Here is a 23184-nt window from a genome sequence, read left to right as displayed (position 1 = left end):
CCGGCTCTTTTTTATCCGTGCGCTTCGATCCCGCGCGCCGCTGCAGCGGCACGTACTGCGCTGTAGTCACGTCCGATGAACAGGTACATCGCCGGCACCACGTACAACGTGAACAGCGTACCGATGGTCATTCCGGAGACGATGACCAGGCCCATCGAAAAGCGCGACGCAGCGCCAGGCCCTGCGGCCATCAGCAACGGCACCATCGCCACCACCAGCGCCGCAGTTGTCATCAATACCGGACGCAGGCGAATGCTCGCCGCCTCCTCGATCGCTTCGCGCTTGCCCAGGCCCTGCTCCTGCAGCTTGTTTGCGAATTCCACGATCAGGATGCCGTGCTTCGAGATGACGCCGACCAGCGTGATCAAGCCAACCTGGGTGTAGATGTTCAGCGTCATGCCGGGGAAATCGGTCAACTGCATCCCGTTGGTGATGCTGAAGATGTTGATGAACAGCAGCGCCCCGCAGATCGACATCGGCACCGTCACCAGCATGATGATCGGATCGCGGAATGACTCGAACTGTGCCGCCAGCACCAGGTAGATGATGATCAGTGCGAATACGAAGGTCAGCGCCAGGGCTGCGCCCTCCTGTTTGAACTGACGCGACGGACCGGCATAGTCGGCCTGGAAGCCAGCGGGAGCGAGCTCCGCATACAGGTCCTCGAAGATCTTCAGTGCGTCGCCCTGTGGCACGTCCGGCCGCGGTACCGCAATGATGGTGTTCGAGTTGAGCTGCTGGAAATGCTCGATCGTACGCGGCACCGTGCGACTGCCAACCTTCACCAGCGTCGAGATCGGAATCAGTTCGCCGTTGGACGCGCGGGTGTAGTAGCCCTCAAGCTGCTGCGGGTTGATGCGATCGCCGCGATCGACCTGCTGGATCACCTTGTACGAGCGGCTGTCGTAGGCAAAGCGGTTGATTTCACCGCCTGCCAGCAGTGCCGACAGATCGGCCGACAGCTGCTGCATGTCAACGCCGAGCAAGGCCGCCTTCTCGCGGTCGACTTCGACCATGCCCTCCGGCTTGTCGATGCGCAGGCGTCCGGCGACGAAGAAGAACTTCTTGGTCGCCTTCGCCCGCGCGATGATCTCTTCACCGACCTGCGCCAACGTTTCCGGCGGCGCGGTCGACTTCAGCACGAATTCGACCGGATAGCCCTGTCCCGGCGTCGGCAACGCCGGCGGCTGGATACCGGCCCAGCGCAGGCCGGAAATCTGGCTCATCTTGCCCTGCAAGTCGGCCAGGATCTGCTTGGTTCCGCGGGTACGCTGCGTCCACTCGCGCATGATCATGCCGATGAAGCCGGTGTTCGAGCTGCCGCCCTCATTGAGGCTGAATCCGAAGGTGTGCATCACATCCGGATCGTCCAGCGTTGTCTTCTCGGCCGCCTTGAAGTACTGCTCGAGATATTCCGGCGAGGCATAACCATCGGTCTCATTGATCGAGAAGGCAAAACCGAAATCTTCCTGCGGCGCCAGCTCCGACGGCGTCGACACGTACAGGAAGTAGCACGACCCCAGCACCACGGCACCGAACACGATGATGACGTAACGCGTATCCAGGGCGCTGTTCAACCGGCGCTTGAACGCGTTGCGCCAGGTATCAAACTTGGCATCCAGATAGTCGGCCAGTTTGTTGGGCTCGGCGCCTTCACCGTGTGTCGGCTTGAGCAGGCGGCTGCACATCATCGGCGTCAGCGTCAGCGCGACCACGCCGGAAATGAGGACGGCACCCGCCAGCGTAAAGGCGAATTCAGTGAACAGTTTTCCGGTAATGCCGGTGAGAAAACCAATCGGCGCGTACACCGATACCAGCGTGATCGTCATTGCGATCACTGGCCCGACGAGTTCGCGGGCGCCGCGGATCGAGGCATCGTAGGGCGTCATGCCTTCCTCGATGTGGCGATGCACGTTTTCCAGAACGATGATGGCATCGTCCACAACCATGCCGATCGCCAGCACCATCGCCAGCAGGGTCAGCAGATTGATCGAAAAGCCCATCGTGTACATCAGGAACAAGGCACCGACCAGTGACAACGGCACTGTCACCGCTGGAATCAACGCACTGCGAGCCGAGCCGAGGAACAGGAAGATGACTGCGAGAACAATCGCCACCGCTTCGATCAAGGTCGCGCGCACCTCGGAGATCGCTTCGCGGATGTACTCGGTACTGTCATAACCGATCTGCGCATCCAGGCCTTCGGGCAGGCCTTGCAGAATTGAAGGCCAGACCTCACGAACCTGCGCGATGACATCAAGTACGTTGGCATCCGGCCGGACATCGATGGCGACGAAGGTTGCAGGGGTTCCGTCCCAGGCGGCGCCGCCATCGTAGTTTTCGGCGCCGAGGACGACGTCCGCGACATCACCCAGGCGCACAATCGTTTCGCCGTCGCTGCGCAAGACGAGCTGCTTGAATTCATCAGCGCTGCGCAGATCGGTTCGTGCCGACAATCCGATGCGCACGAAATTGCCCTTCGCCTCGCCGACCGCCGACAGCACGTTCTGACTGCGGATTCGGCCCAGCACTTCGCTCGCGGTCATGTTGAACGCAGCCAGACGATCCGGCTTCAGCCAGATGCGCATCGCATACGTGCGCTCACCGAGGATCTTGGCCTTCTCGACACCGGGCAGCGATGCCAGTTGCGGCTCGACGACACGAATCAGATAGTCGGTGATCTGACTCTTGTCGAGGACATCGGAGTAGAACGACAGATACATCGCCGATGTCCCGCCGCCTTCGGCGATCTCGATGACCGGATCCTCCGAACCCTGCGGAAGCTGATTACGCAGTCTGTTGACCTTCGCCGAGATCTCCGTCAACGCCTCGTTCGGATCCTTGTCCAGTCGCAGATTGGCGGTGATCGTCGCCACGCCTTGCGCGGTGCTGGAGGTCATGAAGTCAATGCCGTCCGCCGACGCGATCTCGCGTTCCAGCGGTGTCGTGACAAAGCCATCCATCAGCGCCGCTTCGGCGCCGGGATAGGCCACGCTGACATTCAGCTGTGCATTCTGCAGCTCCGGATATTCGCGGATCGTCAGGTCGAAACCTGCGCGCAGACCCAGCAGCAGAATGACCAGGCTGACGACGGTCGCCAGTACCGGACGCTTGATGAAGATGTCGGTGAACTGCATGAGAGCACCTGCTTGAACATTGTGTGAGGTAGCGGCGTGCCGCTACTCCCCTGTCCCCGCGCCACTGCGCGAGGGTGAGTTGAGATCAGGTCTGCGGCGGCTTCGGCGCCAGCTGCGCATCCGGTGCGTTGTCGTTGTTGACGATTACCGGCTGCTGGTTGCGTAGCTTGAGCAGCCCTGAAGTCGCGACCTGCTCGCCCGGCTGCAGACCGTCGACGATGGCAACAAAATCACCGCGACTATTGCCGACATGCACGAAGCGCTGAACCACTTCGAGATCGGTTGTCGGCCCCTGGGCCGGAGGTGCCGCGGGCGCTGCTTCCGCCGCGTCGGCCGCGGGTTTCATTTTCTGCACCACGAACACCGATGTGCCGTAGGAGTTGTAGCTGATCGCAGTACGCGGAACCGCGGCCACCTTCTGCTCGCCCGGCAGGCTCAATACAACGCGGCCAAACTGGCCAGGGCGCAGCAGCTCATCCGGGTTGTCCAGGCGCGCACGCAGACCGAAATTGCGGGTCGCCGTATCCACGCGCGGTTCAACCGCCAGCACCGTACCGCTGAACGTGCGGTCCGGATAGGCATCGATGCGTACGGTCACGCCAAATCCGGGCGCGACGGAGCCGGTGTACTGCTCGGGCAGACTGAAGTCGACATCGATCGGATCCAGCGACTGCAGCGAGACGATCGGGGTGCCGGCCGCAACGTACTGGCCGACGTTGACCTTGCGAATGCCCAGACGCCCGGCGAACGGTGCGCGAATCTCCTTCTGCGCAACGCGGCCGGCCTGCGCTTCGACCGCAGCCTTGGCAGCATTGGCTTCGGCCACCGCAGCGTCATAGTCCGACTTGGAAATCGCCTCGAGCTTGAACAACTGCTCGCGGCGTTTGCGATTGAGTTCGGACAACTCGGCCTGAGCACGCAGGCGCTTGAGATCGCCCTGCTCATTGGCCGAATCCAGCGACACCAGCAACTGCCCCTTCGACACCTGTGCACCCGACTCGACGTGAATCGCTTGCACGATGCCGCCAGACTCAGTGGTGAGCTCGGCACCGTTGACCGGCACCAGCGTGCCGATGGCTTCAAGACGATTGTCCCAGACCATCTGCGCCACCGCGGTCGCGGAAATCGTCGCCGGTGGCGTCGGCATGTTTTCCAGGTACTGCACCATCATCTTGTTGCCGAACCATTTCATGCCGAAGACGCCGCCGAACAGGACCAGCGCCAGCAGCAACAATACAACCAGTCGCACGACGGCCTTGCGGCGCAGGGATCCCGCATCATCGCCGGCGGCAGTCACGGCGTTCGTTCTTGAAGTGAAGTCGTTCATAAACGGTTCCTGAAATACGTTTGCACAGGATTCTGTGTGCGGGGGCTAGCGAAGCAATTGATCGATCTGCGCGAAGTCCTGCTCCGACAGCGCGCCAGTAGCGCTCTTGAGCTGGACCAGATTCAGCAGCAGGTTGTAGCGCGAGGCGTTCATCTCGCGCCGCGCCTGCGTGACATTCGACTTGGCATCGAGCACGTCGGTGATCGTGCGGGTTCCGGCGTCATAGCCCGCCTGCGTCGCAGCTTCGGCTGACAGTGCCGACTCCAGCGAACGCTGGTAGGCCTCCGACTCGGCGTAGGCGGTCTGCGCCCTGCGATACAGCTGACGCGTAGTGCGCTCGGTTTCGAGCACGATTCGATTCAGATCCGCCTGGGCCGCACGCACGCTGGCATCGGCTTGCCGCAGCAACGCGCGGGTGGCGCCGCCGGCGTAAATCGGAACATTCAACTCGACGCCCACACGCGCATCGTCGACTTTCTGCCCGAATGTGTAATCGCTGGTGTCCTGTCGGCTCGCACTCGCCACCAGGTCCAAGGTAGGCATGGCGTCTGACAGGCGACTCTTGCGATCGGCCGCGGCAACGATCGCCGCCTGCTGAGCCAGCAGCACCGAAGGATTGTGCTCGCGTGCTGCCGTCACCCACGGCTCCAGTTCAGACGGAGTCAGCGAAGGAAAGACCACATCCTCCGGCAGTCGCGGCAATTCGACGTAGCCGCTGCCGGTAATTTCATCCAGGGCATCCTGGGCGGTTTCCAGCGCGGTTCGCGCCGACAGCAGATGCGCATGGGCCAGGTCGTCGCGTGCCTGTGCCTCCTTCAGGTCGGTGCCGGGCACCAGCTCGACGGCGTAGCGCTTGCGCGTGTCTTCCAGCGACTCGCGCACGGCATGCGCTTCGGCTTGCGCCTGGGCCAGTTGATCCTGGGCATCCAGCACGCTGAAGTAGCGCTCCGCAACGCGTTCCAGAATCTGCAGATGACGCTGCTGGTATGCCACGTCGGCCCGGCTGTCGAGCGCGCGGGCGCGATCGCCGCGCGCAAACCAGTCCAGCCGGAACAAGGGCTGCCGTGCTTCGAGCTGCGCGCCCCAGCTCGGATACTTGTCCTGGCTGGCGCCGAAGACACCGACCGAGTCGGTGTCGGCATATCGATAGTTGCCGTTGGCAGTCACGATCGGAAGGCGGCTGGCGCGATCAATGGCTGAGGATTCGCGGTCAACAGCGTACTGCGCTTCTGCCACCGTTGCGGCAGGGTCGCGCGCCAGCGCCAGCTTCAGCGCCTCGCTCAGTCCCATCGCCGACGCTGACGTTGATGCGGTCGCAGCGCATAGCGCTGCGGCGATCAAGGTCGCACGGCTACTTTTCGCAGCACAGATCATGGAATACCTCGTCCTTGATTCGATCAATCAATTTATCCAAAGCCTGGTCATCTGCAGGATCAGCCAACGGCCGCCACCCATAGCCGTTCAATAGCAGTTGCAAATGACGGCACATCAGCCGGTACGGCTCTCGCACATCGAAGTCTTCCAGCACGCCTTCGGCGTGAACCAGATTGTGCGTGCCATTGACCAGCGCCCAGGTGCCGATCGTTAGCTGCTCAGGACTCATGCCGTTCAGGTCCAGATCGCCGGCGGCAACAGCTGCATTAACAATGCCAACAACAATGTCGGCAATCGGATCGCCGGCATCGATCAATTCCTGCCGGCGTTCGGGTGACGCGGCACGCCAGACCACTTCACACAGCGCGTACTGGGCAATCCGGAAGTGTTCAGGATTGCGCTGCACGAAAATCTTGTCGGCAACACCGATCGCGAACATGCGATCCCGCGGGCTCGCGTTCCAGCGAGCCACCCGCTCGAACAAGGCCAGATGCTCATGCGAGCTGGCCGTGGTCAGCGCCAGCAGCAAATCTTCCTTGCTGGCGAAGTGCTGATACAGAGTCCCGACCGCGTATTCACCCTTTTCGGCGACCCGCGACATCTGCAGGCTCAGCAGACCGTTTTCGCGAATCAGTTCGCGCGCCGTATCGAGAAACAGTTGCTCTCGCTCGGCGAATTGACGTTGACGGCGTTCCTTGGTGCCCACCGGGCGGCGCCTCTGGAGCAAGCGGACGCGGATTTTGAATCGGATTCAATTTTCAGTCAACGTTCATTTTGTGACTGAGAGGTTTCCCGGAGGCGTGTCAGCTTTTTCCGCCAACCAAAAAACAATTGGCCCCTGTCGTGCGCACACGACATGGGCCAATGACTCAGAAAATCAGAATCTTATCTGTATCAACTCAACCCCACGGCGCCAGTTCGGCCTCGGTCGGCGCGACCGGCGCCATCAGCGGAATCGGCAGGAACCCGCCGCCACTGCCGCAGCTGTTGGCATCCGCATCCGCAAAATCAGCGACATGGTTGTCGATCCAGTCCGTAAACAGACTGACAGCCTCCGTTTCCATCACGCTCCGGGCGATCGGCGGCATCTTGATCCCGGCCTCGGTCGATGCCACGCGGTTGATCAGAATCGAGACGCCCGCATCACCCGGCTGGATGTCGTAATCGCCGGCGTCGGCACCGCGACCCGCGGCGATCGGCGGCTTGCAGATGCCATGACCCTGGTCCATCGGCTCGGCAAACGCATCCAGTCGCAGGCCCGAGTTCTGCGCGCCACCCGCCGGGTTGTGGCAGTGCATGCAATTGACCTCCAGGAACGCGCGTGCGCGCTTGTGGATGTCGACCGCGGAATTCGGAGTGTCGCCACCACTACCGGGAACATTCCATTTGACCATGCGCTCCAGCTGGTCCGGCACGGTGCCGGCGGGCAGATCCAGCATGCCGCGCGACTGCAGATAGGCCAGCTGGTTCATCGTGCCGACATCGGCGTAGTCGTGGTCCTTGTTCAGGTTGCGCACCTTCGGCCCGATCGGCGCGGTACCGGCTTCCCGATCGTCGCCGCCGTGGCACAGCAGACACGCCGCGGCACTGGGGACCGCATAGTGATCGGTTGCACCGGTGTAATGCGGGTGATTGCCCTGGGCATCGACCGCTTCCGGATCCGGGTCGTCATAGTCCCAGCTGACGCTATGCGTACTGCCTTCCAGACGCAGATTGGCGACACGCTTGCCGTTGGCATCGGTGGCCCACTCATAGGCGAAGCCGACCCATGCAATCGAACCATCGGCCTTCTGCCGCTTGATCAACAGCCGTGTCTCGATCACATCCAGCGTATCGCCCGTCTGGAACGCGAAGTTCTTCGCCAGAACCGTCCCGACCGGGAACGCCAAGGTTGCGGTGTAGCAGTTGTAGACGTTGAGCGTTTCGCAGTGCTCGTGATCCTGGTACGTCGCCTTCTGCGGCTTGCCGCTGGCATCCGGCGGCAGGAACAGGAAGCGCGACTTGCTCGCATAGTCGGAGAACAGAATCGTATTCAGATCAAACGGTACCCCGAAGCCGTTCGGATTCTTCGTCGGATCTTCCGCATCGGCGAACAGGTGATACTGATCCAGCCGCGGACAGTTGTATCGGGCCAGCGCCGCATAGTTCACCTGGCCCGGCGTGCCGCCATCGCAGACCGCCGACAGCTCCGCATCACTCGGACGCGGATCGTTCGCCGGATTCGGCACGTAGGTTTCGATCACCGGATTGAACTGCGGCAGCAACGCCGGTTCAACAATCGGACAATCGGTCGGAATGTCATGTGTCGCCAGTGCCAGATTGCCCTCCGCCGTGGGATCGGCCGTCGCAAAGTGGATGTTGGCGTAATCGTCGACCAGCAGGGCCAGCGGCGTGGTCTTGTTGAAGGTGTTGTTCTCGATGCACATGCCATTCTGCGGCCGCTTCAGTTCGCCCTGGTCATTGAACTTCCACGCGTTGTACTTGCACTCCGGTTCCGGATCGAACTGGTACAGGTTCGGCCGACCGCGTTCGTCCATGCGCGCCTCGTAACGCTGCGCGCGCGTTTCGTTCGGATTCGGCTGGTTCAGCGGAATACCGTCGGCATCGACCGGGAACGAGGTGCAGTCGTTGGGGCTGTCCACCGCACCGTCCCAGATGATCTGCGCGGACTTGCCCAGATTCTTCAGCTGGATGATCGTCACCAGCAGGCCGGCGTTGTCGGTCAGGCACAGCGGATCGTCGCCGGGCCCGGGCAGCCCGCCCGGTCCAGTGCAGCTGCTGCGCTCAGGGTCAGGCAGCTGCGGCTGCGTGCCGTTGTTGGTGAAGGTGTTGTTGTAGATGTGCATGCCTTCCGGATAGAAGTCATAGCGCTTCTGCGACTGGTTGGCGTCGGCCAGGCCGTAGTTCACGATGACCAGGCCGGTCGTGTTGTTGTCCTGGATGTCGTTGTCGTAGAACTCCAGCTGGTCGGACGCCAGTACCAGCGCGCCGGTACCGGACGGCACATAGGCGACGATCGCTCCGCGCGGGGCGAACTGCGGGATGTTGTTGTGATACGAGCGGTTGCGATGAACGAGGTTCTTCTCGCCGAACTGCACGCGACCGGGCAGATCGAAGATCAGGAAGCCGCCAACGTTGTCGTGCGCATAGTTGTCGACGAACTCGGCGCGATAAGTGTTCTCGAACTCGAAGCCGGCAACGTTGTGGAACGCCTCGGTGCGCCGCACGAGAATGTCTGACGACTGCCCGACATAGACGCCAGCGTCGGATGATCCGACCGAGATTGAATCCTCGATCAGGACCTGATGACAGATCACCGGATAGAACGCGTACGCGCCGTTCTTGCTCCAGGTGCTCGGATCAGCATTATAGGTGCCGATGCCGTAGACCTCGTCGGCATGCGGATCGGAAATGGTCCATCCGACACGCACGTCACGGATCGTGATGTAGTCCGAGCGGAACACGCGCAGTCCGTTACCCGGCGCGTCATAGATCGTCAGGCCCTCGACGGTGACGCCGGTCATCTGGTTCAGGTTGAAACCATCCTGATCGGAACTCTGCTTGAAGCGCAGATGGGTCTTGTCCTTGCCGGCGCCCTTGATCGTGATGCCCTTCTTGCCGAACATGATCAGGCCAACGGTGAAATCGAATTCGCCTTCGCAGAATTCGATGGTGTCGCCTTCATGGGCATCGAAGAACGCCAGAATCGCTTCGGTCTGGGCGTTGGGCCCCGGACAGATGCGATAGGTCTTGACCTGGGCATCACCGCCGCCACTGCTCGGAACCGCGCCAACCGGCGAACTGCTGCCGCAGGCGCCCAGCAACACGGCAAGAATCGTGACGGCGAGCGCGCGCACGAGCATTGAACTGTTCATCTGTCATTCCCCCCGGAGCCGTCGACGCGGCAACCGATCATGCTGGCAGCAACAATGAGCGTGCTGGTCGTATAACGGTAACGGCAGCCTGCGTCGCACACCAGTAGTAAATACTCCCACGCAGGCGGCTGCCGATGTCGTCGACCCTGGTGGATTACCCCCTTGCGACCCACGCACACAGGCCGCCGCTTCTCACGACGCATCCCGCGGTCGCGATATAGTGGAGAGCCACCAGCGGCACGATCCGCTGGTGGCCGAGCAGTACATAACGACAGGAGGAGAGCATGGGGATCGCAAGACTGGCGGCAGTGGTGGCATTTGCGCTGGGCATTCAAGGCTGCGGCAATTCCGAAGCACCAGCTGCCACGGCTCAGCCCGGAGCGCAGTTCTCGGCAACAGTGACCCGCACGACGCTGGGCATCCCGCATATCCAGGCCAACGACTTCGGCAGTCTCGGCTACGGCTACGGTTACGCTTTTGCCGAAGACAACCTGTGCGTGCTGCAGGAGGATCTGGTGACGATTCGCGGCCTGCGTGCACGCTACTTCGGTCGCGACGGCAGCTACACGATCGTGCCCAACGGCGTCACCGCCAACAACGTCGACAGCGACTTCTTCTGGCGCATGGCCGCCAGCGAGGAAGCGGTGGCCCCGACCCGTGCCAACACGCTGCCGGAATTCAAGCTGGTGACCCACGGTTTCGTCAGCGGCTACAACCGCTACATCCGTGAGCTCAAGGCCGGCGAACACGCGGGGCGGCATGCCGCCTGCCGCGACGCCGACTGGCTTTTCGAGATCGACGACGACGATCTGTATCGCCGCTATCTGCGGCTGGCGCTGATCGCCAGTTCGTCGGTGTTCATCAACGAGATCGCCAATGCGCAGCCGCTGCTGAATGTGGCCAAGTCGTCCGAGCCGACGGACGCACAGAAAGCGGCCGCGCTGCGCGCCGACCCCGGCCCACTGAAATATTTCACCGATCTGCGCGGCAAGCGCTTCGGCAGCAACATGTATGCGCTGTCCAAGGATGCGACGCAGGACGGCTCCAGCATGCTCTGGGGCAACCCGCATTTTCCGTGGACCGGAACCGAGCGCCTGTATCTGGCGCACCTGACCCTTTCCGACGGATTCAACATCATGGGCGCGTCCCTCTACGGCGTGCCAGCGGCGCTGATCGGCTTCAACGACCACTTCGCCTGGAGTCACACCGTCTCCACAGCGTACCGCTTCACGCTGTACGAACTGACGCTGAACCCGCTGAATCCCCACCAGTACATCTACGGCAATGAGATCCGGGACATGCAGGCGGTGCCGATCACGATTCAGATCAAGGAGAGCAACGGCTCGCTGAGTGAAGAATCACGCACGCTGTATCGCTCGCACTTTGGTCCGATGCTGGTGCTCGAAGCCTCGGGCATTCCGGTGCTCGGCTGGACTCCAGCGAAGGCCTACACACTGCGCGATGCCAACGCCGAGAACGATCGGCTGATCAACCAGTTCGCGAAATGGAACATGGCCACCTCGCTGGACGAGTTCATTCGTCTGCATGCCGAAGTGCTCGGCATTCCCTGGGTCAATACCGTTGCAACCGGCCCCGGCGGCAAAGCCTATTACGGTGACGTCAGCGTTGTACCGAACGTATCCGACGACAAGGTCCTGACCTGCGGCGCGATCCCGATCAACACCGTGATCGGTCAGCTGGTGCCGGGTCTGCCGGTGCTGGATGGTTCGCGCAGTGCCTGCGAATGGGATACCGATGCGGATGCGCCGGTGCCGGGGATCTTCGGGCCGTCGCACCTTCCGACCCTGCAACGCGATGACTGGGTCGCCAACAACAATGACTCCTACTGGCTGACGCATCCGGACCAGCCCATCACCGGCTACGCCCGCATCATCGGTGACGAGGGCACCGAACGCAGCTTCCGCACGCGGCAGTCGATCGTGCAGGTGCAGCGCCGTCTCGACGGCAGCGACGGCCTCGGCGGGACTGGCTTCACGATCCCGCTGCTGCAGCAGATCGGCCTGTCGGCACAGGTGCGCACCGCCGAACTGGGGCTCTCAAATGTTCTAAACGAAATCTGTCCGTCCGCTACGGGCGACGAGGCCGCTGCCTGCGCCGCGCTGGCGCAGTGGGACGGCACCGCCAATCTGGATTCGATCGGCGCGCACGTCTGGCGTGAGTTCTGGTACGCGCTCAACAGTGACGACCGCGGCGGCAGCTACTGGCGCGTCCCGTTCGACGTCGCCGATCCGGTCAATACTCCGCGCGATCTGGACGCTGGCGCCAACGCCGTCGCCACCGCGTTCAGCGCTGGCGTCGCTGCGGTCAAGGCCTCGGGATTCGCGTTCGACGCGCCGCTGGGCCAGATTCAGCATCCGTGCTGCATCATGAACGACATCCCGATCTTCGGCGGCCAGTTCTATGAAGGTGCATTCACGATCGCCGACTCGCAGCCGTTATCGTCTGACGGATATGAAGTCGAATACGGCAACAGCTATATCCAGAGCGTGACCTGGGACACCGACGGGGTTGCTGCCTGGGCCTTCGTGACCTATTCGGAGTCCACCGACCCGGCCAACCCGCATTTTGACGATTACACCCGTGAATACTCGGCCAAGCGCTGGAAGCGCCTGCCATTCACGCCGGCACAGATCCAGGCGGACCAGATCGAGCACTACACGCTGAGCGAGTGAACCGTTCAGTGCGCAATCGGTCTATCATCGTCCCATGCGCGTGATATCGACCCTGCTGCTGTTGCTGACCCTGCTCACGCAGGGTCAGGCAGTCGCGTGGGCAACGCCGCAGGTACTGGCAACCAAGTGTGCCGGGCACGCGCATCAGACGCACGCGATCACCATGACCTCGGCCTCGAGTGCGATGCCGTGTCATCACCATCAACTATCGCATCAGGCCGCGCCGGCGACGAAGACCGTCTCCATGCCGTGCTGCGGCAAGACACAGAAGTGCCACTGCGACGCCGGGTGCATCGCCGGCGTCGCGCTGCCGGTCACGCTGGCAAGATTGGGCGTGCCTGCCGGCGAGCACGCCACTCCGGACGTGCTGGATACCGGCCTGTTGCCGGCATTTGCACGCGCCCTGATCCGACCGCCCAGTCCGCGCCTCCTTTGATGGTTTCGTCGCACGCCTGATGCGTGCGTTCGTCATTCCTTCAGGAGGAGGCCATGCGCACTCCGCGATTGATCCACGCGCTCGTCGCGTGGACGAGTTTGATCCTATTCGGGTTTGCGTCAGCGGCGCATGCCGGTGACGCTGCACTGACGCTGGAGCGGGCAATCGAGCTGGCCAGCAGCCAGCAACCCATGCTCGCAGCAGCGGCAGCACAGCAGCAGGCTGCGCGAGAACGCGCCAAGGCTGCAGGTCAGCTGCCCGACCCCAAACTGCAGTTCGGCTTCAACAACGTCTCGGTGGATCAACCCGATCCGTTCGCCAGCGACGCCGAACGCATGAGCATGACCACGGCCGGTCTGATGCAGGAATTCCCCAATCGGGCCAAGCGTCAGCAGCAAGCCCAGCGCGCATCGGCGCGCGTTGGCGCGGCCACCGCCGCGCTGGAGCTGACGCGCCTGCGTGTGACGCGCGACACTGGACTGGCCTGGACCGCACTGTGGCAGGCCACGCAGGCTCGCAGCGTGCTGGACGCTCAGCTGGAAGAAGCACAACGTCAGCTCGAGGCCAGCACCATCGGCTATCGCAGCGATCGCCTGCGCCAGAGCGCCGTGCATACGGCGCAGATCGAGTGGGGCCTGTTGCGTGACCGTCAGCATCAGCTGCGCCAGCAGCTGGAGGATGCGCGGGCGCAACTCGCCCGGTGGATCGGCGACGATGCCGAAGCGGTCGACATCGGCCAGCTCCCTGAGCTCCCAGATCCCCCGTCTCTTGATACAGCATTGCACGCAGTCGATCGCCATCCCGCAGTGCTGCAGAGCCGTAGCGATACCCGAACCGCGAGTGCTGACGTCGCCTTGGCACAAGCCGCATATCGACCGGATTGGCGCGTTGAAGCCATGTATGGCTACCGGCGCCCGTATGACGACATGGTGTCGCTGCAATTCGGCATTGATCTGCCGCTATTCACCCGCAACCGGCAGGATCCCGCGCTTGCGGCCGCGCGCGCCGACGAGATCGCTGCCGAAGATCGGGTCGACGATCTCCAGCGTGACTTGCAGCGCCAGCTGCGCAGCGCCTACGCCGACTGGAACGCCGCCCGCGACCGTCTTGCCGACTATGACGCCCAGCTGATTCCAGCGGCACAGGCACGCAGCGACAGCGCTCTGGCGGCCTACCGCAGTGGCAGCGGGGATATCGATGCAGTGCTGACAGCGCGGCGCGGCCAGCTCGACATAGCGCTGATGCGTATCGACCTCTGCGCCATGCAACTGCGCAGCCGCCTGCAGCTGCGTTACCTGCTCTCCGGGGAATGAACATGAAAACTGGAACTCTTGTCACCGGCGCGGCACTGCTGCTGGCCATTGGTGGCACCCTGCTCTGGACGACGCGACACGCCGCTGCGCCGGAATCCACGCCCACCGCCGATCACGTTGCGGCGCCAGAATCTGCAGCGCCCGCCAAGGTGCTGTACTGGTACGACCCGATGAAGCCCGAAGTCCACTTCGACAAGCCGGGCAAATCACCCTTCATGGACATGCAGCTGAAGCCGAAGTACGCCAGCTCCGGTTCATCGAACCAGGCCGCGCAAGCAACCATCACTGTGTCTTCACAGATGACGCAAAGTCTGGGAATCCGCACCGAGATGGCGATGCGCGGAACCTTCTGGCAACGCGTCGACACCGTCGGCAATGTCGAGATCAATCCGCATCTGATCCGTGTCATCGAGAGCCGCGCCACGGGCTGGATCGAACAGCAGGCCATCCACACCGTCGGGGCGCAGGTCCATCAGGGCCAGGCCGTGGCCGGAGTCTATGCACCAGATCTATACGCCGCCCAGCAGGAGCTGGTGTTGGCGACACGCTCCGGCGACGCGGCGCTGGCCGACGCTGCACGCCAGCGCTTGCTGCTGCTGGGCGCAGACCCGGCCCAGTTGAGCCAGATCCAACGCAGCGGCAAAGCGCAGCGGAGCCTGAACCTGGTATCGCCTATTGACGGCGTGGTACTGGATATCTCTGCGCACGAAGGCAAGCAGATCGGTCCGGGCATGCCGTTGATGCGCGTGGCGGACCTGTCGCAAGTCTGGATCATCGCCCAGGTTCCGGAGTCACAGAGCGCCTGGGTGACGGCAGGCCGGCCTGCGGAGGCACGGCTGGCCGCAATGCCGGGGGAAGTGTTCGAGGGCCGGGTCGACTACGTCTATCCGAGCGTGGACGCCGCCACGCGGACGCTGTCGATGCGTCTGGTTTTCGACAATCCCCAGCAGCGTCTGAAACCCGGCATGTTCGCTGACGTGGCCTTGTTCGGCGGCGCCCGCCGCGACGTGATGATGATCCCGAGCGAAGCCTTGATTCGAACCGGCACGCGCAACACCGTGATCGTTGCGGACGACGAACAGCACTTCCGTCCGGTCAGTGTTGAAGCCGGACCTGAACGCAATGGCATGACCGTGATCCTGTCCGGGCTCGACGAAGGACAGCGCGTCGTGGTCTCCGGTCAGTTCCTGATCGACTCCGAAGCCAACCTGCGCGGCGCATTCCGCCGCATCAACGGTGCCACGCCGGCACCGGACAGCGATCCGATGGTGCAGCCATGATCGCGCGACTGATTTACGGTTCGATCAACAACCGCATGATGGTGCTGATACTGTCCCTGATCGCGGTCGCATGGGGTGCGTGGTCGGCACTGCGCACGCCACTGGATGCGATCCCCGATCTGTCCGACGTCCAGGTGATCATACGCACAACCTATGCCGGACAGGCGCCGCAGGTGGTCGAGGACCAGGTCACCTACCCGCTGACGACAACGATGCTGTCTGTCCCTCACGCCAAGAGCGTTCGGGGCTACTCGATGTTTGGCGAATCGCTGGTCTACATCCTGTTTGACGATGATACGGATCTCTACTGGGCGAGATCACGCGTCCTCGAATATTTGTCACAGGTACAGAGCCGACTTCCTGAAGGCGCGACCAGCGCCCTGGGCCCGGATGCCACTGGCGTCGGCTGGATCTACGAGTACGCGCTGGTCGATCGCACAGGCGCGCATGACATCAGCGAGCTGCGCACGATCCAGGACTGGTTCCTGAAGTACGAACTGAAAAGCGTTCCCGGGGTTGCCGAGGTTGCGACGCTGGGCGGTCAGACACGCCAATATCAGGTCGTACTCGACCCGGATCGTTTGCGGGCGTATGGCGTCACACTTGAACGGGCGATCAGCGCGCTGCGCAACGCCAACACTGAAGTCGGGGGTTCGGTACTGGAGCTTTCAGAGGCCGAATACATGGTGCGCATGCGCGGCTATCTGAAGGACCTCGAAGACTTTCGCACCATCCCGGTCGGCCTCGGCCCCAACGGCACGCCGGTATTGCTTGGAGACGTAGCGACGATCCGGATCGGCCCGCAGCTGCGACGCGGCATCGCGGAACTGGATGGTGAGGGTGAGGTTGTCGGCGGCGTAGTCGTGATGCGCTACGGCGACAATGCACTGGACACCATCAAGGCGGTCAAGCAAAAGATCGCCGCAATCAGAAGCGGTTTACCTGCGGGCGTCGAACTGGTTGAAACCTACGACCGTTCGGGCCTGATCGAGCGCGCAGTCAAAAATCTGGGAACCAAGCTGATCGAAGAGTTCGTCGTCGTCGCCGTGATCTGCACGCTGTTCCTGTTCCACCTGCGCTCGGCCTTGGTCGCAATCCTGACGCTTCCCGTTGGCATTCTGATCGCGTTCATCGTCATGCATCGACAGGGCGTCAATGCCAACATCATGTCGCTGGGCGGCATCGCCATCGCCATTGGCGCGATGGTCGACGCGGCTGTGGTGATGATCGAAAACGCGCACAAGAAGCTCGAGCAGTGGCGACACGCACATCCGAATGAATCCTTGCCGAGCGACACTCGGCAGCGTTTGATCGCCGACGCGGCTGCCGAAGTCGGTCCGGCATTGTTCTTCTCGCTATTGATCATCACGCTGTCGTTCATCCCGGTGTTCACCCTGCAAGCGCAGGAGGGGCGCCTGTTTGCACCGCTGGCGTTCACCAAGACCTACGCGATGGCCGCTGCCGCGGCGCTGTCAGTCACCCTGATCCCGGTGCTGATGACCCTGTTCATCCGCGGCAAACTCCGCGATGAGCACGACAATCCACTGAGTCGCTGGCTGACCTCGGCATACCGTCCACTGATCGAACGCGTACTGCGGTATCCACGGACGACGCTTGGCATCGCGTTGCTGTCACTACTCGCCACTGCATGGCCCGCCAGCCGTCTCGGCAGCGAGTTCATTCCACCGCTGGATGAAGGCGACCTGCTGTATATGCCAACGGCGTTGCCCGGTCTGTCTGCCGGCAAGGCGGCACAGCTGCTGCAGCAAACCGATCGCATCATCAAATCTTTTCCTGAAGTCAACCGCGTATTCGGCAAGATCGGCAGAGCGGAGACAGCAACCGACCCGGCGCCACTGGAGATGATCGAGACCACTATCCAGCTGAAGCCGCGCGATCAATGGCGTCCGGGAATGACTTCCGACGACTTGATTGCAGAGATGGATGCAGCGTTGCAGATCCCGGGCATGGGCAATGTCTGGGTGCAGCCCATCCGTAACCGGATCGACATGCTGGCCACCGGAATCAAGTCGCCAGTCGGGATCAAGATCGCAGGTCCGGATCTGGCCCAGATCGATCAGCTTGGCGCCAGGATCGAATCCGTCGTCAGCAAGGTGCCGGGTGCTGTCTCCGTTTTCGCTGAAAGAACCACGGGTGGGCGCTATATCGAAGTCCGCCCCGATCGCCTGGCGACCGCGCGTCTCGGCCTGTCGATAGAAGACGTCCAGCGCGTCATCGCATTCGCCGTCGGCGGACGCAATGTTGGCGAACTGGTGGATGGCCTCGCGCGCTATCCGATCAACGTGCGCTATCCCCGCGCGCTGCGTGACTCACCCGACGCCTTGCGCGCACTGCCGATCCTCACCGCCGCCGGAGCAACCGTCACGCTGGGACAGATCGCTCAGATTGCGATTGTCGATGGTCCTCCGATGATCCGCAGCGAGAATGCACGCCCTGCCGGATATGTCTACGTCGACATTCGCAATCGGGATCTCGGCTCGTTCGTGGCGGATGCCCAAGCCGCTGTGCATGACCAGATTGAACTGCCTTCGGGCTATTCCATCGCGTGGTCCGGTCAGTTCGAGTACCTCGAGCGGGCCAGCGACCGACTGAAGCTGGTTGTGCCGCTGACCCTGGCAATCATCTTCCTGCTGTTGTTCATGATTTTCGGCCGCGCGGGTGAAGCCGCGCTGATCATGTCGACACTGCCATTCGCGCTGGTTGGTGGGTACTGGCTGATTTACCTGCTCGGCCATCACCTGTCGATTGCGTCCGCTGTCGGCTTCATCGCCCTGAGTGGAGTGGCCGCAGAGTTCGGTGTCGTTATGCTGATCTACCTTCAGCATGCGCTGAGTGCGCGCGCGACAGAGAATCGTCTGCAGACTGATGCTGACCTGCGCGCGGCGATCATCGAAGGCGCGGTTCTGCGAGTTCGCCCAAAAGCGATGACCGTCGCCGTCATCATCGCGGGCCTGCTGCCGCTGTTCTGGCATCTGGGCGGCTCCGCCACCGGCTCGGAAATGATGCAGCGCATTGCAGCGCCCATGATCGGGGGCATGCTGACGGCCCCGCTGCTGTCAATGCTGGTGTTACCCGCCGCTTACCTGCTGATCGGCCGCCGGCGCTTGGCGCGACAACATTTGCCCGCATAATCCAGTCATGGCGTCGAGCCAACTACGTAGGGATACAGACATGCAGGCAATCGCTGCGCCTGAGCTTTCAATCCTGACCTTGAACATCCAGGTTGGGATGCCAACCAATGACTACCGCCACTATGTCACCGGCGCATGGCGTCACGTGCTGCCGTCCAAGAGCGCGCGCCATAATCTGGATCGCATTGCCGAGCTGGCATCGCAGTATGACGTCGTGGCCCTGCAGGAGGCCGATGCCGGCAGCCTGAGAACGAGCCAGATCAATCAGGTCGAGTATCTGGCGCGTCGTGCAGGCTTCACGCATTGGCGTGCGGCAGTGAATCGCAATCTGGGGCCACTCGCGCAGCATGCCATCGGGCTGATGTCGCGACATCCACTGACCGATGTGCATCACCATCCTCTGCCCGGACGCTTTCCCGGTCGCGGGGCATTGGAAGCCCATATCCGTGAGCCCGGGCACGCCCCCGTACATTTGATGGTGGCGCATCTTGCGCTGGGTCGAATGTCGCGCACGCGGCAGCTCAGCTATCTCGCGGGACTTGCGGATCCGAAGGCAGACACCTTGCTGGTGGGCGACTTCAACTGCGAGCCGATTGAGCTTGCCGAGCATCCTGAACTTCGCAAGATCGGATTTCGTCCCGTCCACCAAGCGCCCACCTATCCAAGCTGGCGACCGGTGCGCAGCATCGATCACATGCTGGTGTCGCCGTCGGTAGATTCATACGACACCCAGGTCCTGGACAACCGGCTGTCAGACCATCTGCCGGTTTCGACCCGGATTCGTCTGCGGTCGACATGAGCGACGTCGACACTTCATTGCCATCATGGTCATGGTCGGCTGTCCTGCTGACGCTATGGGCTGGCATCGCCCTTTACGCAGCGGGTCATGCGCTGCTGACCAAACGCGAGCCGCGCAGTGCATGGGGGTGGATCGCCGTGTGCTGGCTATTTCCCTTTGCCGGTCCAACGCTGTACTTCCTGTTCGGCATCAACCGGCTGCAGACCCGTGCCCGGGCGATCAGCCCCGAGCGACGTAAATCACAAACCGTCGGAACGGCACACGCAATCGACGCGCGCAACAGTGCCCGTCCAACTTGCAGCTGGCTACCGGAATCACTGGTGCAGATTGCGCATACGGCTGATGTCGTCACCGGCCTTCCCCTGCTCGACGGCAATCGTATCCTTGCGTTGCACAATGGCGAGCAGGCTTACCCAGCCATGCTTGCTGCCATTGACAGCGCACAGCGCTGGATCGCTCTCGCAACCTACATCTTCGACAACGATGACGTCGGCCAGCGTTTCGTCGATGCGCTGTCGCGGGCACGGGCCCGTGGGGTCGAGGTGCGCGTGCTGATCGATGGCGTCGGCGAGCGCTACTCGTGGCACCGCATGACGCCCGTCCTTCGACGCCAAGGAATCGACGTTGCCATTTTCAATCCGCTACGACTGGTGCCGCCGTCGCTGCATCTGAACCTGCGCAACCACCGCAAACTGTTGCTGGTTGATGGAAATATCGGATTCACCGGCGGTATGAATATCGGACGTCGCCATGAGCTCGGGGCCCTGCCACGTTGGAACGCCGCCAGCGATATCCAGTTCCAGGTCAGTGGCGCTGTCCTTAACCAGCTGCTTGATGTCTTCGTTGAGGATTGGAACTACAGCAGCCGATCGGCTTGGTCGGTGCCTCCATTCAGTCCAAGCCACGCAGACAAGGAGCTGACGCCCTTAGCGATCTGTCGGGCGATTCCGGCAGGACCTAATGAAGACGACGATCATCTGTCTCTGGTCCTGCAGGCTGCCGTGTCCGCGGCGCAGCATCACATCTTGATGATGACACCCTACTTTTTGCCGCCTGCCGAACTGCTGGCTGAGCTGCAAGCGGCAGCGCTGCGTGGCGTCGACGTGCAAATCATCCTGCCTGCACGCAACAACCTTCCATTCGTGCATTGGGCAACACGCAACGTGCTAGGAGAACTGCTTCGGTATGGCGTGCGCGTGTACTACCAACCGCCGCCGTTCTGCCATACCAAGCTATTTGTAATTGATTCTGCCTATAGCCAAATCGGTTCGGCCAACATGGATGCACGCAGCCTCAAGCTGAATTTCGAGCTGGTCATGGAGGTCTATGATCAAAAGCTCGCAGGAACGCTGACCCAACACTTCGATCATGTGCGAACCGCTTCGAAGTGCCTCGACGCTCAAGAGCTTCGCCGACGTAGCCTGCCTGTGCGTGTGCGCGACGCGTTCTTCTGGCTGTTCTCGCCGTATCTGTAATCAGCTGTAGATTTGATCCCGACGACGACGGGGCACCCGCCGTTTATTTCTGCTGAAATTTTTACGCAGTGCGACGGGAAAAGAAGCGGCCACTCGAGACTTGGGTCGGGCAGCCGCAGCGTAAAGTTAAGCGATTGCTGTCGGTTTGTTCTAAATCGGGCGGCTGGCTGAAAACTCTACAGCCAGCTTGGGCCGCCCGTGCGGTATGCAGCCCGCTTACTTCTTCGCTGCGGACTTTGCTTTCTTAACAACCTTCTTGGCAGCCTTCTTTGTGGCCTTCTTTGCAACCTTCTTGACGGCCTTCTTTGCTGCGACCTTCTTGGTTGCCTTCTTTGCAGCCGGCTTCTTGGCGACAGCCTTCTTCACAACCTTCTTCGCAGCCGCCTTCTTCACAGCCTTCTTGACGACCTTCTTTGCAGCTTTCTTAACAACCTTCTTCGCAGCTTTCTTCTTCGTTGCCATTACACACCTCCACTCTTGCGGACAATCACGGAACACTCCGTGGGGATCTGGAAGCGCATTCATCGCGTTTCCACAGTGTGAATTTTTACCGATAAAAAAATATCAAATCAATGCCTTTGTATTGCCGCACAATATCGCCACTGCTTTTAACGGTGCCGTTAAATGAAATTCGCAAGCTCAATTCTGCTGCTCCTTTTCATTGCATCGTGCGCAACCAATACCGCAGATAGTGCAAGTTCTCCTACGTTGAGTTGGAATTTGGAGAAAACGCTTCCTCACGACACATCGCATTTCACGCAAGGTCTAGAGATAGACGGTGACCGAATTTTTGAAAGCTCTGGTCGCTACGGATTTTCCTCGATCTACGAAAAAAAACTCGCCACTGGAGTCGTTTTGCGCAAACGCGCGCTTGATCGACGCTGGTTTGCCGAGGGTCTAACGGTTTGGAATTCCAAGCTGATCGTGCTGACATGGAGGGAACAGATCGCGCAGGTCTTCGACCAACTCCTTCAGCCGATTCACCGCATTCACTACGAAGGCGAAGGTTGGGGACTTACTCATGATCGCGATCATCTGATCATGAGTGATGGCAGTGCGGCATTGAGCTTTCGCGATCCCGCAAGCTTCGATGTTATCCGTCGGGTTCATGTCAGCGATCGCGGCAAGTCGGTCCCGCAACTCAATGAGCTCGAGTATGTCGACGGATGGATTTTTGCGAACGTCTGGAAATCAAATCGAATTGCGGTGATTGCACCCACTGACGGTTCGGTGCGTGCGTGGATCGATCTCACGGCACTGCATGACGCGCTGCCAAAGGGTTCGTTGTGGGATGAATCAGAGTTCGTGCTCAACGGTATCGCTTATGACCCCCATTCGAAGCTGCTCTACGTCACCGGAAAATGTTGGCCACAAATGTTTGCGCTGAGTGTCGCCCCAATGGCTGAGCGTGCGGAGACCGCGGCCATTCAAGACTGAAGTGCCTCTCGCATATGGACTGCGCAATTCCTCAGTGTGGAGGGGAGAGTCCGAACGTTACTGAAGATCATTGAAGCGCCTTGACTCGCACATCCTGTGCTGCGTGAAGTCCCGTCCGTCATCGCGGTAAAGCGTCACCCTTGAACATTGCGAGCGCCCGAACGCATCGGTCATTCAACCGATATCTCTCGAATCGATTACAGAAGTGCACGCGGCTTGTACAAGTACTTGCACGCCCCCTGTCGCTATTGGCGAAGCGACCACCTCGGAACACTGTCTCCGCTATCGACGCAGTCTCCAAGCGCGTGCGTTTACACGGTGACGCTCCCACCAGCATTCGATTCATTCGGCAGCAATCGGCGATGTTGACTAGACGGTAATAGTTCGTTCCACCCAATTCAAACAGAATTCTGCAGTTATAAGCTATGCTTCAGACTATAGCTGGGGTCACTATTCATTCGATTTGGACGGAGATTGGTAATGCTTCTTACTCATGAACATGAAGAGCTGTACAGAACAACAAAGAAATTTGTTGAAGATGAACTCAATCCTCATGTCGATGAATGGGAAGCGGCCGGCATCTGGCCGGCACACGAAATCCTACGCCGCATGGGTGAGCTTGGATTGCTGGGGATCAACAAGCCAACGGCGTACGGTGGACTCGGGCTCGATTATTCCTATCAGGTCGTGTTCGCGCAGGCGCTGGGAAATTGCACCTGTGGCGGCGTACCCATGGGGGTCGGCGTGCAAACCGATATGGCCACACCAGCACTGGCTCGTTTCGGATCCGATGCGCTGAAACAGGAATTCCTGGCTCCCGCGATCAAAGGCGAGCAAGTAGTGTCGATCGCAGTTTCGGAGCCCGGAGCCGGATCCGATGTTTCAA

At 61.3% G+C, this 23184-nt stretch carries 15 protein-coding genes (1 of these 15 cut by a window edge); 9 read left to right on the top strand and 6 right to left on the bottom strand.

Annotated features, from left to right (window positions below; translation table 11 throughout):
- Positions 1-11: 11 nt before the first annotated feature.
- The 5 genes from E4T66_RS01205 to E4T66_RS01185 form a co-directional block, all read right to left on the bottom strand.
- Positions 12-3137 (bottom strand): efflux RND transporter permease subunit, encoded by a 3126-nt coding sequence (locus E4T66_RS01205; protein ID WP_136847078.1) that lies wholly within the window; start codon positions 3135-3137, stop codon positions 12-14.
- 85 nt (positions 3138-3222) lie between these two features.
- Positions 3223-4464: an efflux RND transporter periplasmic adaptor subunit gene (locus E4T66_RS01200; protein WP_136847077.1), complete on the bottom strand. Its 1242-nt coding sequence runs from the start codon at positions 4462-4464 to the stop codon at positions 3223-3225.
- A 45-nt stretch (positions 4465-4509) separates the two neighbouring features.
- On the bottom strand, positions 4510-5838 hold the full coding sequence (locus E4T66_RS01195; protein ID WP_136847076.1) for a TolC family outer membrane protein: 1329 nt from the start codon (positions 5836-5838) through the stop codon (positions 4510-4512).
- The gene (locus E4T66_RS01190) at positions 5816-6544 is read right to left on the bottom strand and encodes a TetR/AcrR family transcriptional regulator (RefSeq protein ID WP_136847075.1); all 729 of its coding nucleotides are present in this window, start codon (positions 6542-6544) and stop codon (positions 5816-5818) included. Before E4T66_RS01190 ends, E4T66_RS01195 begins: the two co-directional genes overlap by 23 nt.
- Before the next feature lie 193 nt (positions 6545-6737).
- Positions 6738-9713: a parallel beta-helix domain-containing protein gene (locus E4T66_RS01185; RefSeq protein WP_136847074.1), complete on the bottom strand. Its 2976-nt coding sequence runs from the start codon at positions 9711-9713 to the stop codon at positions 6738-6740.
- Between the two features lie 284 nt (positions 9714-9997).
- Between E4T66_RS01185 and E4T66_RS01180 the strand changes: the two genes are divergently transcribed.
- From E4T66_RS01180 to cls, 7 genes are read left to right on the top strand one after another with little or no spacing between them, the layout of a single operon-like run.
- A complete protein-coding gene (locus E4T66_RS01180) occupies positions 9998-12406 on the top strand; it encodes a penicillin acylase family protein (RefSeq protein WP_136847073.1) in 2409 nt (802 codons plus the stop codon).
- A 34-nt stretch (positions 12407-12440) separates the two neighbouring features.
- Entirely contained in the window at positions 12441-12842 is a 402-nt protein-coding gene (locus tag E4T66_RS01175) for a CopL family metal-binding regulatory protein (RefSeq protein ID WP_136847072.1), read from the top strand.
- 53 nt (positions 12843-12895) lie between these two features.
- A complete protein-coding gene (locus tag E4T66_RS01170) occupies positions 12896-14155 on the top strand; it encodes a TolC family protein (protein ID WP_136847071.1) in 1260 nt (419 codons plus the stop codon).
- A 2-nt stretch (positions 14156-14157) separates the two neighbouring features.
- A complete protein-coding gene (locus E4T66_RS01165; RefSeq protein WP_169577418.1) occupies positions 14158-15435 on the top strand; it encodes an efflux RND transporter periplasmic adaptor subunit in 1278 nt (425 codons plus the stop codon).
- On the top strand, positions 15432-18587 hold the full coding sequence (locus E4T66_RS01160; RefSeq protein ID WP_136847069.1) for an efflux RND transporter permease subunit: 3156 nt from the start codon (positions 15432-15434) through the stop codon (positions 18585-18587). The genes E4T66_RS01165 and E4T66_RS01160 overlap by 4 nt, the downstream gene beginning before the upstream one ends.
- A 40-nt stretch (positions 18588-18627) precedes the next feature.
- Positions 18628-19386, top strand: a complete 759-nt coding sequence (locus E4T66_RS01155; protein ID WP_248679345.1) for an endonuclease/exonuclease/phosphatase family protein — start codon at positions 18628-18630, stop codon at positions 19384-19386.
- Positions 19383-20861, top strand: coding sequence for a cardiolipin synthase (gene cls, locus E4T66_RS01150; protein WP_136847067.1), 1479 nt, complete (start codon positions 19383-19385; stop codon positions 20859-20861). Before E4T66_RS01155 ends, cls begins: the two co-directional genes overlap by 4 nt.
- Positions 20862-21077: 216 nt before the next feature.
- On the opposite strand, the gene E4T66_RS21265 is transcribed toward cls, so the two are convergent.
- Positions 21078-21323 (bottom strand): hypothetical protein, encoded by a 246-nt coding sequence (locus E4T66_RS21265; protein ID WP_211242699.1) that lies wholly within the window; start codon positions 21321-21323, stop codon positions 21078-21080.
- A 162-nt stretch (positions 21324-21485) separates the two neighbouring features.
- Here E4T66_RS21265 and E4T66_RS01140 point away from each other — a divergent pair, with 162 nt between their 5' ends.
- Positions 21486-22298, top strand: coding sequence for a glutaminyl-peptide cyclotransferase (locus E4T66_RS01140; RefSeq protein ID WP_136847066.1), 813 nt, complete (start codon positions 21486-21488; stop codon positions 22296-22298).
- A gap of 480 nt (positions 22299-22778) precedes the next feature.
- On the top strand, positions 22779-23184 hold the start of the coding sequence (locus E4T66_RS01135) for an acyl-CoA dehydrogenase family protein (RefSeq protein WP_136847065.1). It continues 779 nt past the right edge of the window; the window shows 406 of its 1185 coding nt (coding positions 1-406); it begins with the start codon at positions 22779-22781; its stop codon lies off the right edge, out of view.

Source organism: Sinimarinibacterium arenosum (assembly GCF_005047655.1).
Taxonomy (GTDB): Bacteria; Pseudomonadota; Gammaproteobacteria; order Nevskiales; family Nevskiaceae; genus Solimonas.
The sequence above is the reverse complement of the archived record's forward strand: the minus strand, read 5'-3'. Positions and strand labels throughout refer to the sequence as shown.

Bases quoted from the DNA above. Each gene is read 5' to 3' on its own strand.
- E4T66_RS01205 (WP_136847078.1), bottom strand. From the start codon at position 3,137: ATGCAGTTCACCGACATCTTCATCAAGCGTCCGGTACTGGCGACCGTC.
- E4T66_RS01200 (WP_136847077.1), bottom strand. From the start codon at position 4,464: ATGAACGACTTCACTTCAAGAACGAACGCCGTGACTGCCGCCGGCGAT.
- E4T66_RS01195 (WP_136847076.1), bottom strand. From the start codon at position 5,838: ATGATCTGTGCTGCGAAAAGTAGCCGTGCGACCTTGATCGCCGCAGCG.
- E4T66_RS01185 (WP_136847074.1), bottom strand. From the start codon at position 9,713: ATGAACAGTTCAATGCTCGTGCGCGCGCTCGCCGTCACGATTCTTGCC.
- E4T66_RS01180 (WP_136847073.1), top strand. From the start codon at position 9,998: ATGGGGATCGCAAGACTGGCGGCAGTGGTGGCATTTGCGCTGGGCATT.
- E4T66_RS01175 (WP_136847072.1), top strand. From the start codon at position 12,441: ATGCGCGTGATATCGACCCTGCTGCTGTTGCTGACCCTGCTCACGCAG.
- E4T66_RS01170 (WP_136847071.1), top strand. From the start codon at position 12,896: ATGCGCACTCCGCGATTGATCCACGCGCTCGTCGCGTGGACGAGTTTG.
- E4T66_RS01165 (WP_169577418.1), top strand. From the start codon at position 14,158: ATGAAAACTGGAACTCTTGTCACCGGCGCGGCACTGCTGCTGGCCATT.
- E4T66_RS01160 (WP_136847069.1), top strand. From the start codon at position 15,432: ATGATCGCGCGACTGATTTACGGTTCGATCAACAACCGCATGATGGTG.
- E4T66_RS01155 (WP_248679345.1), top strand. From the start codon at position 18,628: ATGCAGGCAATCGCTGCGCCTGAGCTTTCAATCCTGACCTTGAACATC.
- cls (WP_136847067.1), top strand. From the start codon at position 19,383: ATGAGCGACGTCGACACTTCATTGCCATCATGGTCATGGTCGGCTGTC.
- E4T66_RS21265 (WP_211242699.1), bottom strand. From the start codon at position 21,323: ATGGCAACGAAGAAGAAAGCTGCGAAGAAGGTTGTTAAGAAAGCTGCA.
- E4T66_RS01140 (WP_136847066.1), top strand. From the start codon at position 21,486: ATGAAATTCGCAAGCTCAATTCTGCTGCTCCTTTTCATTGCATCGTGC.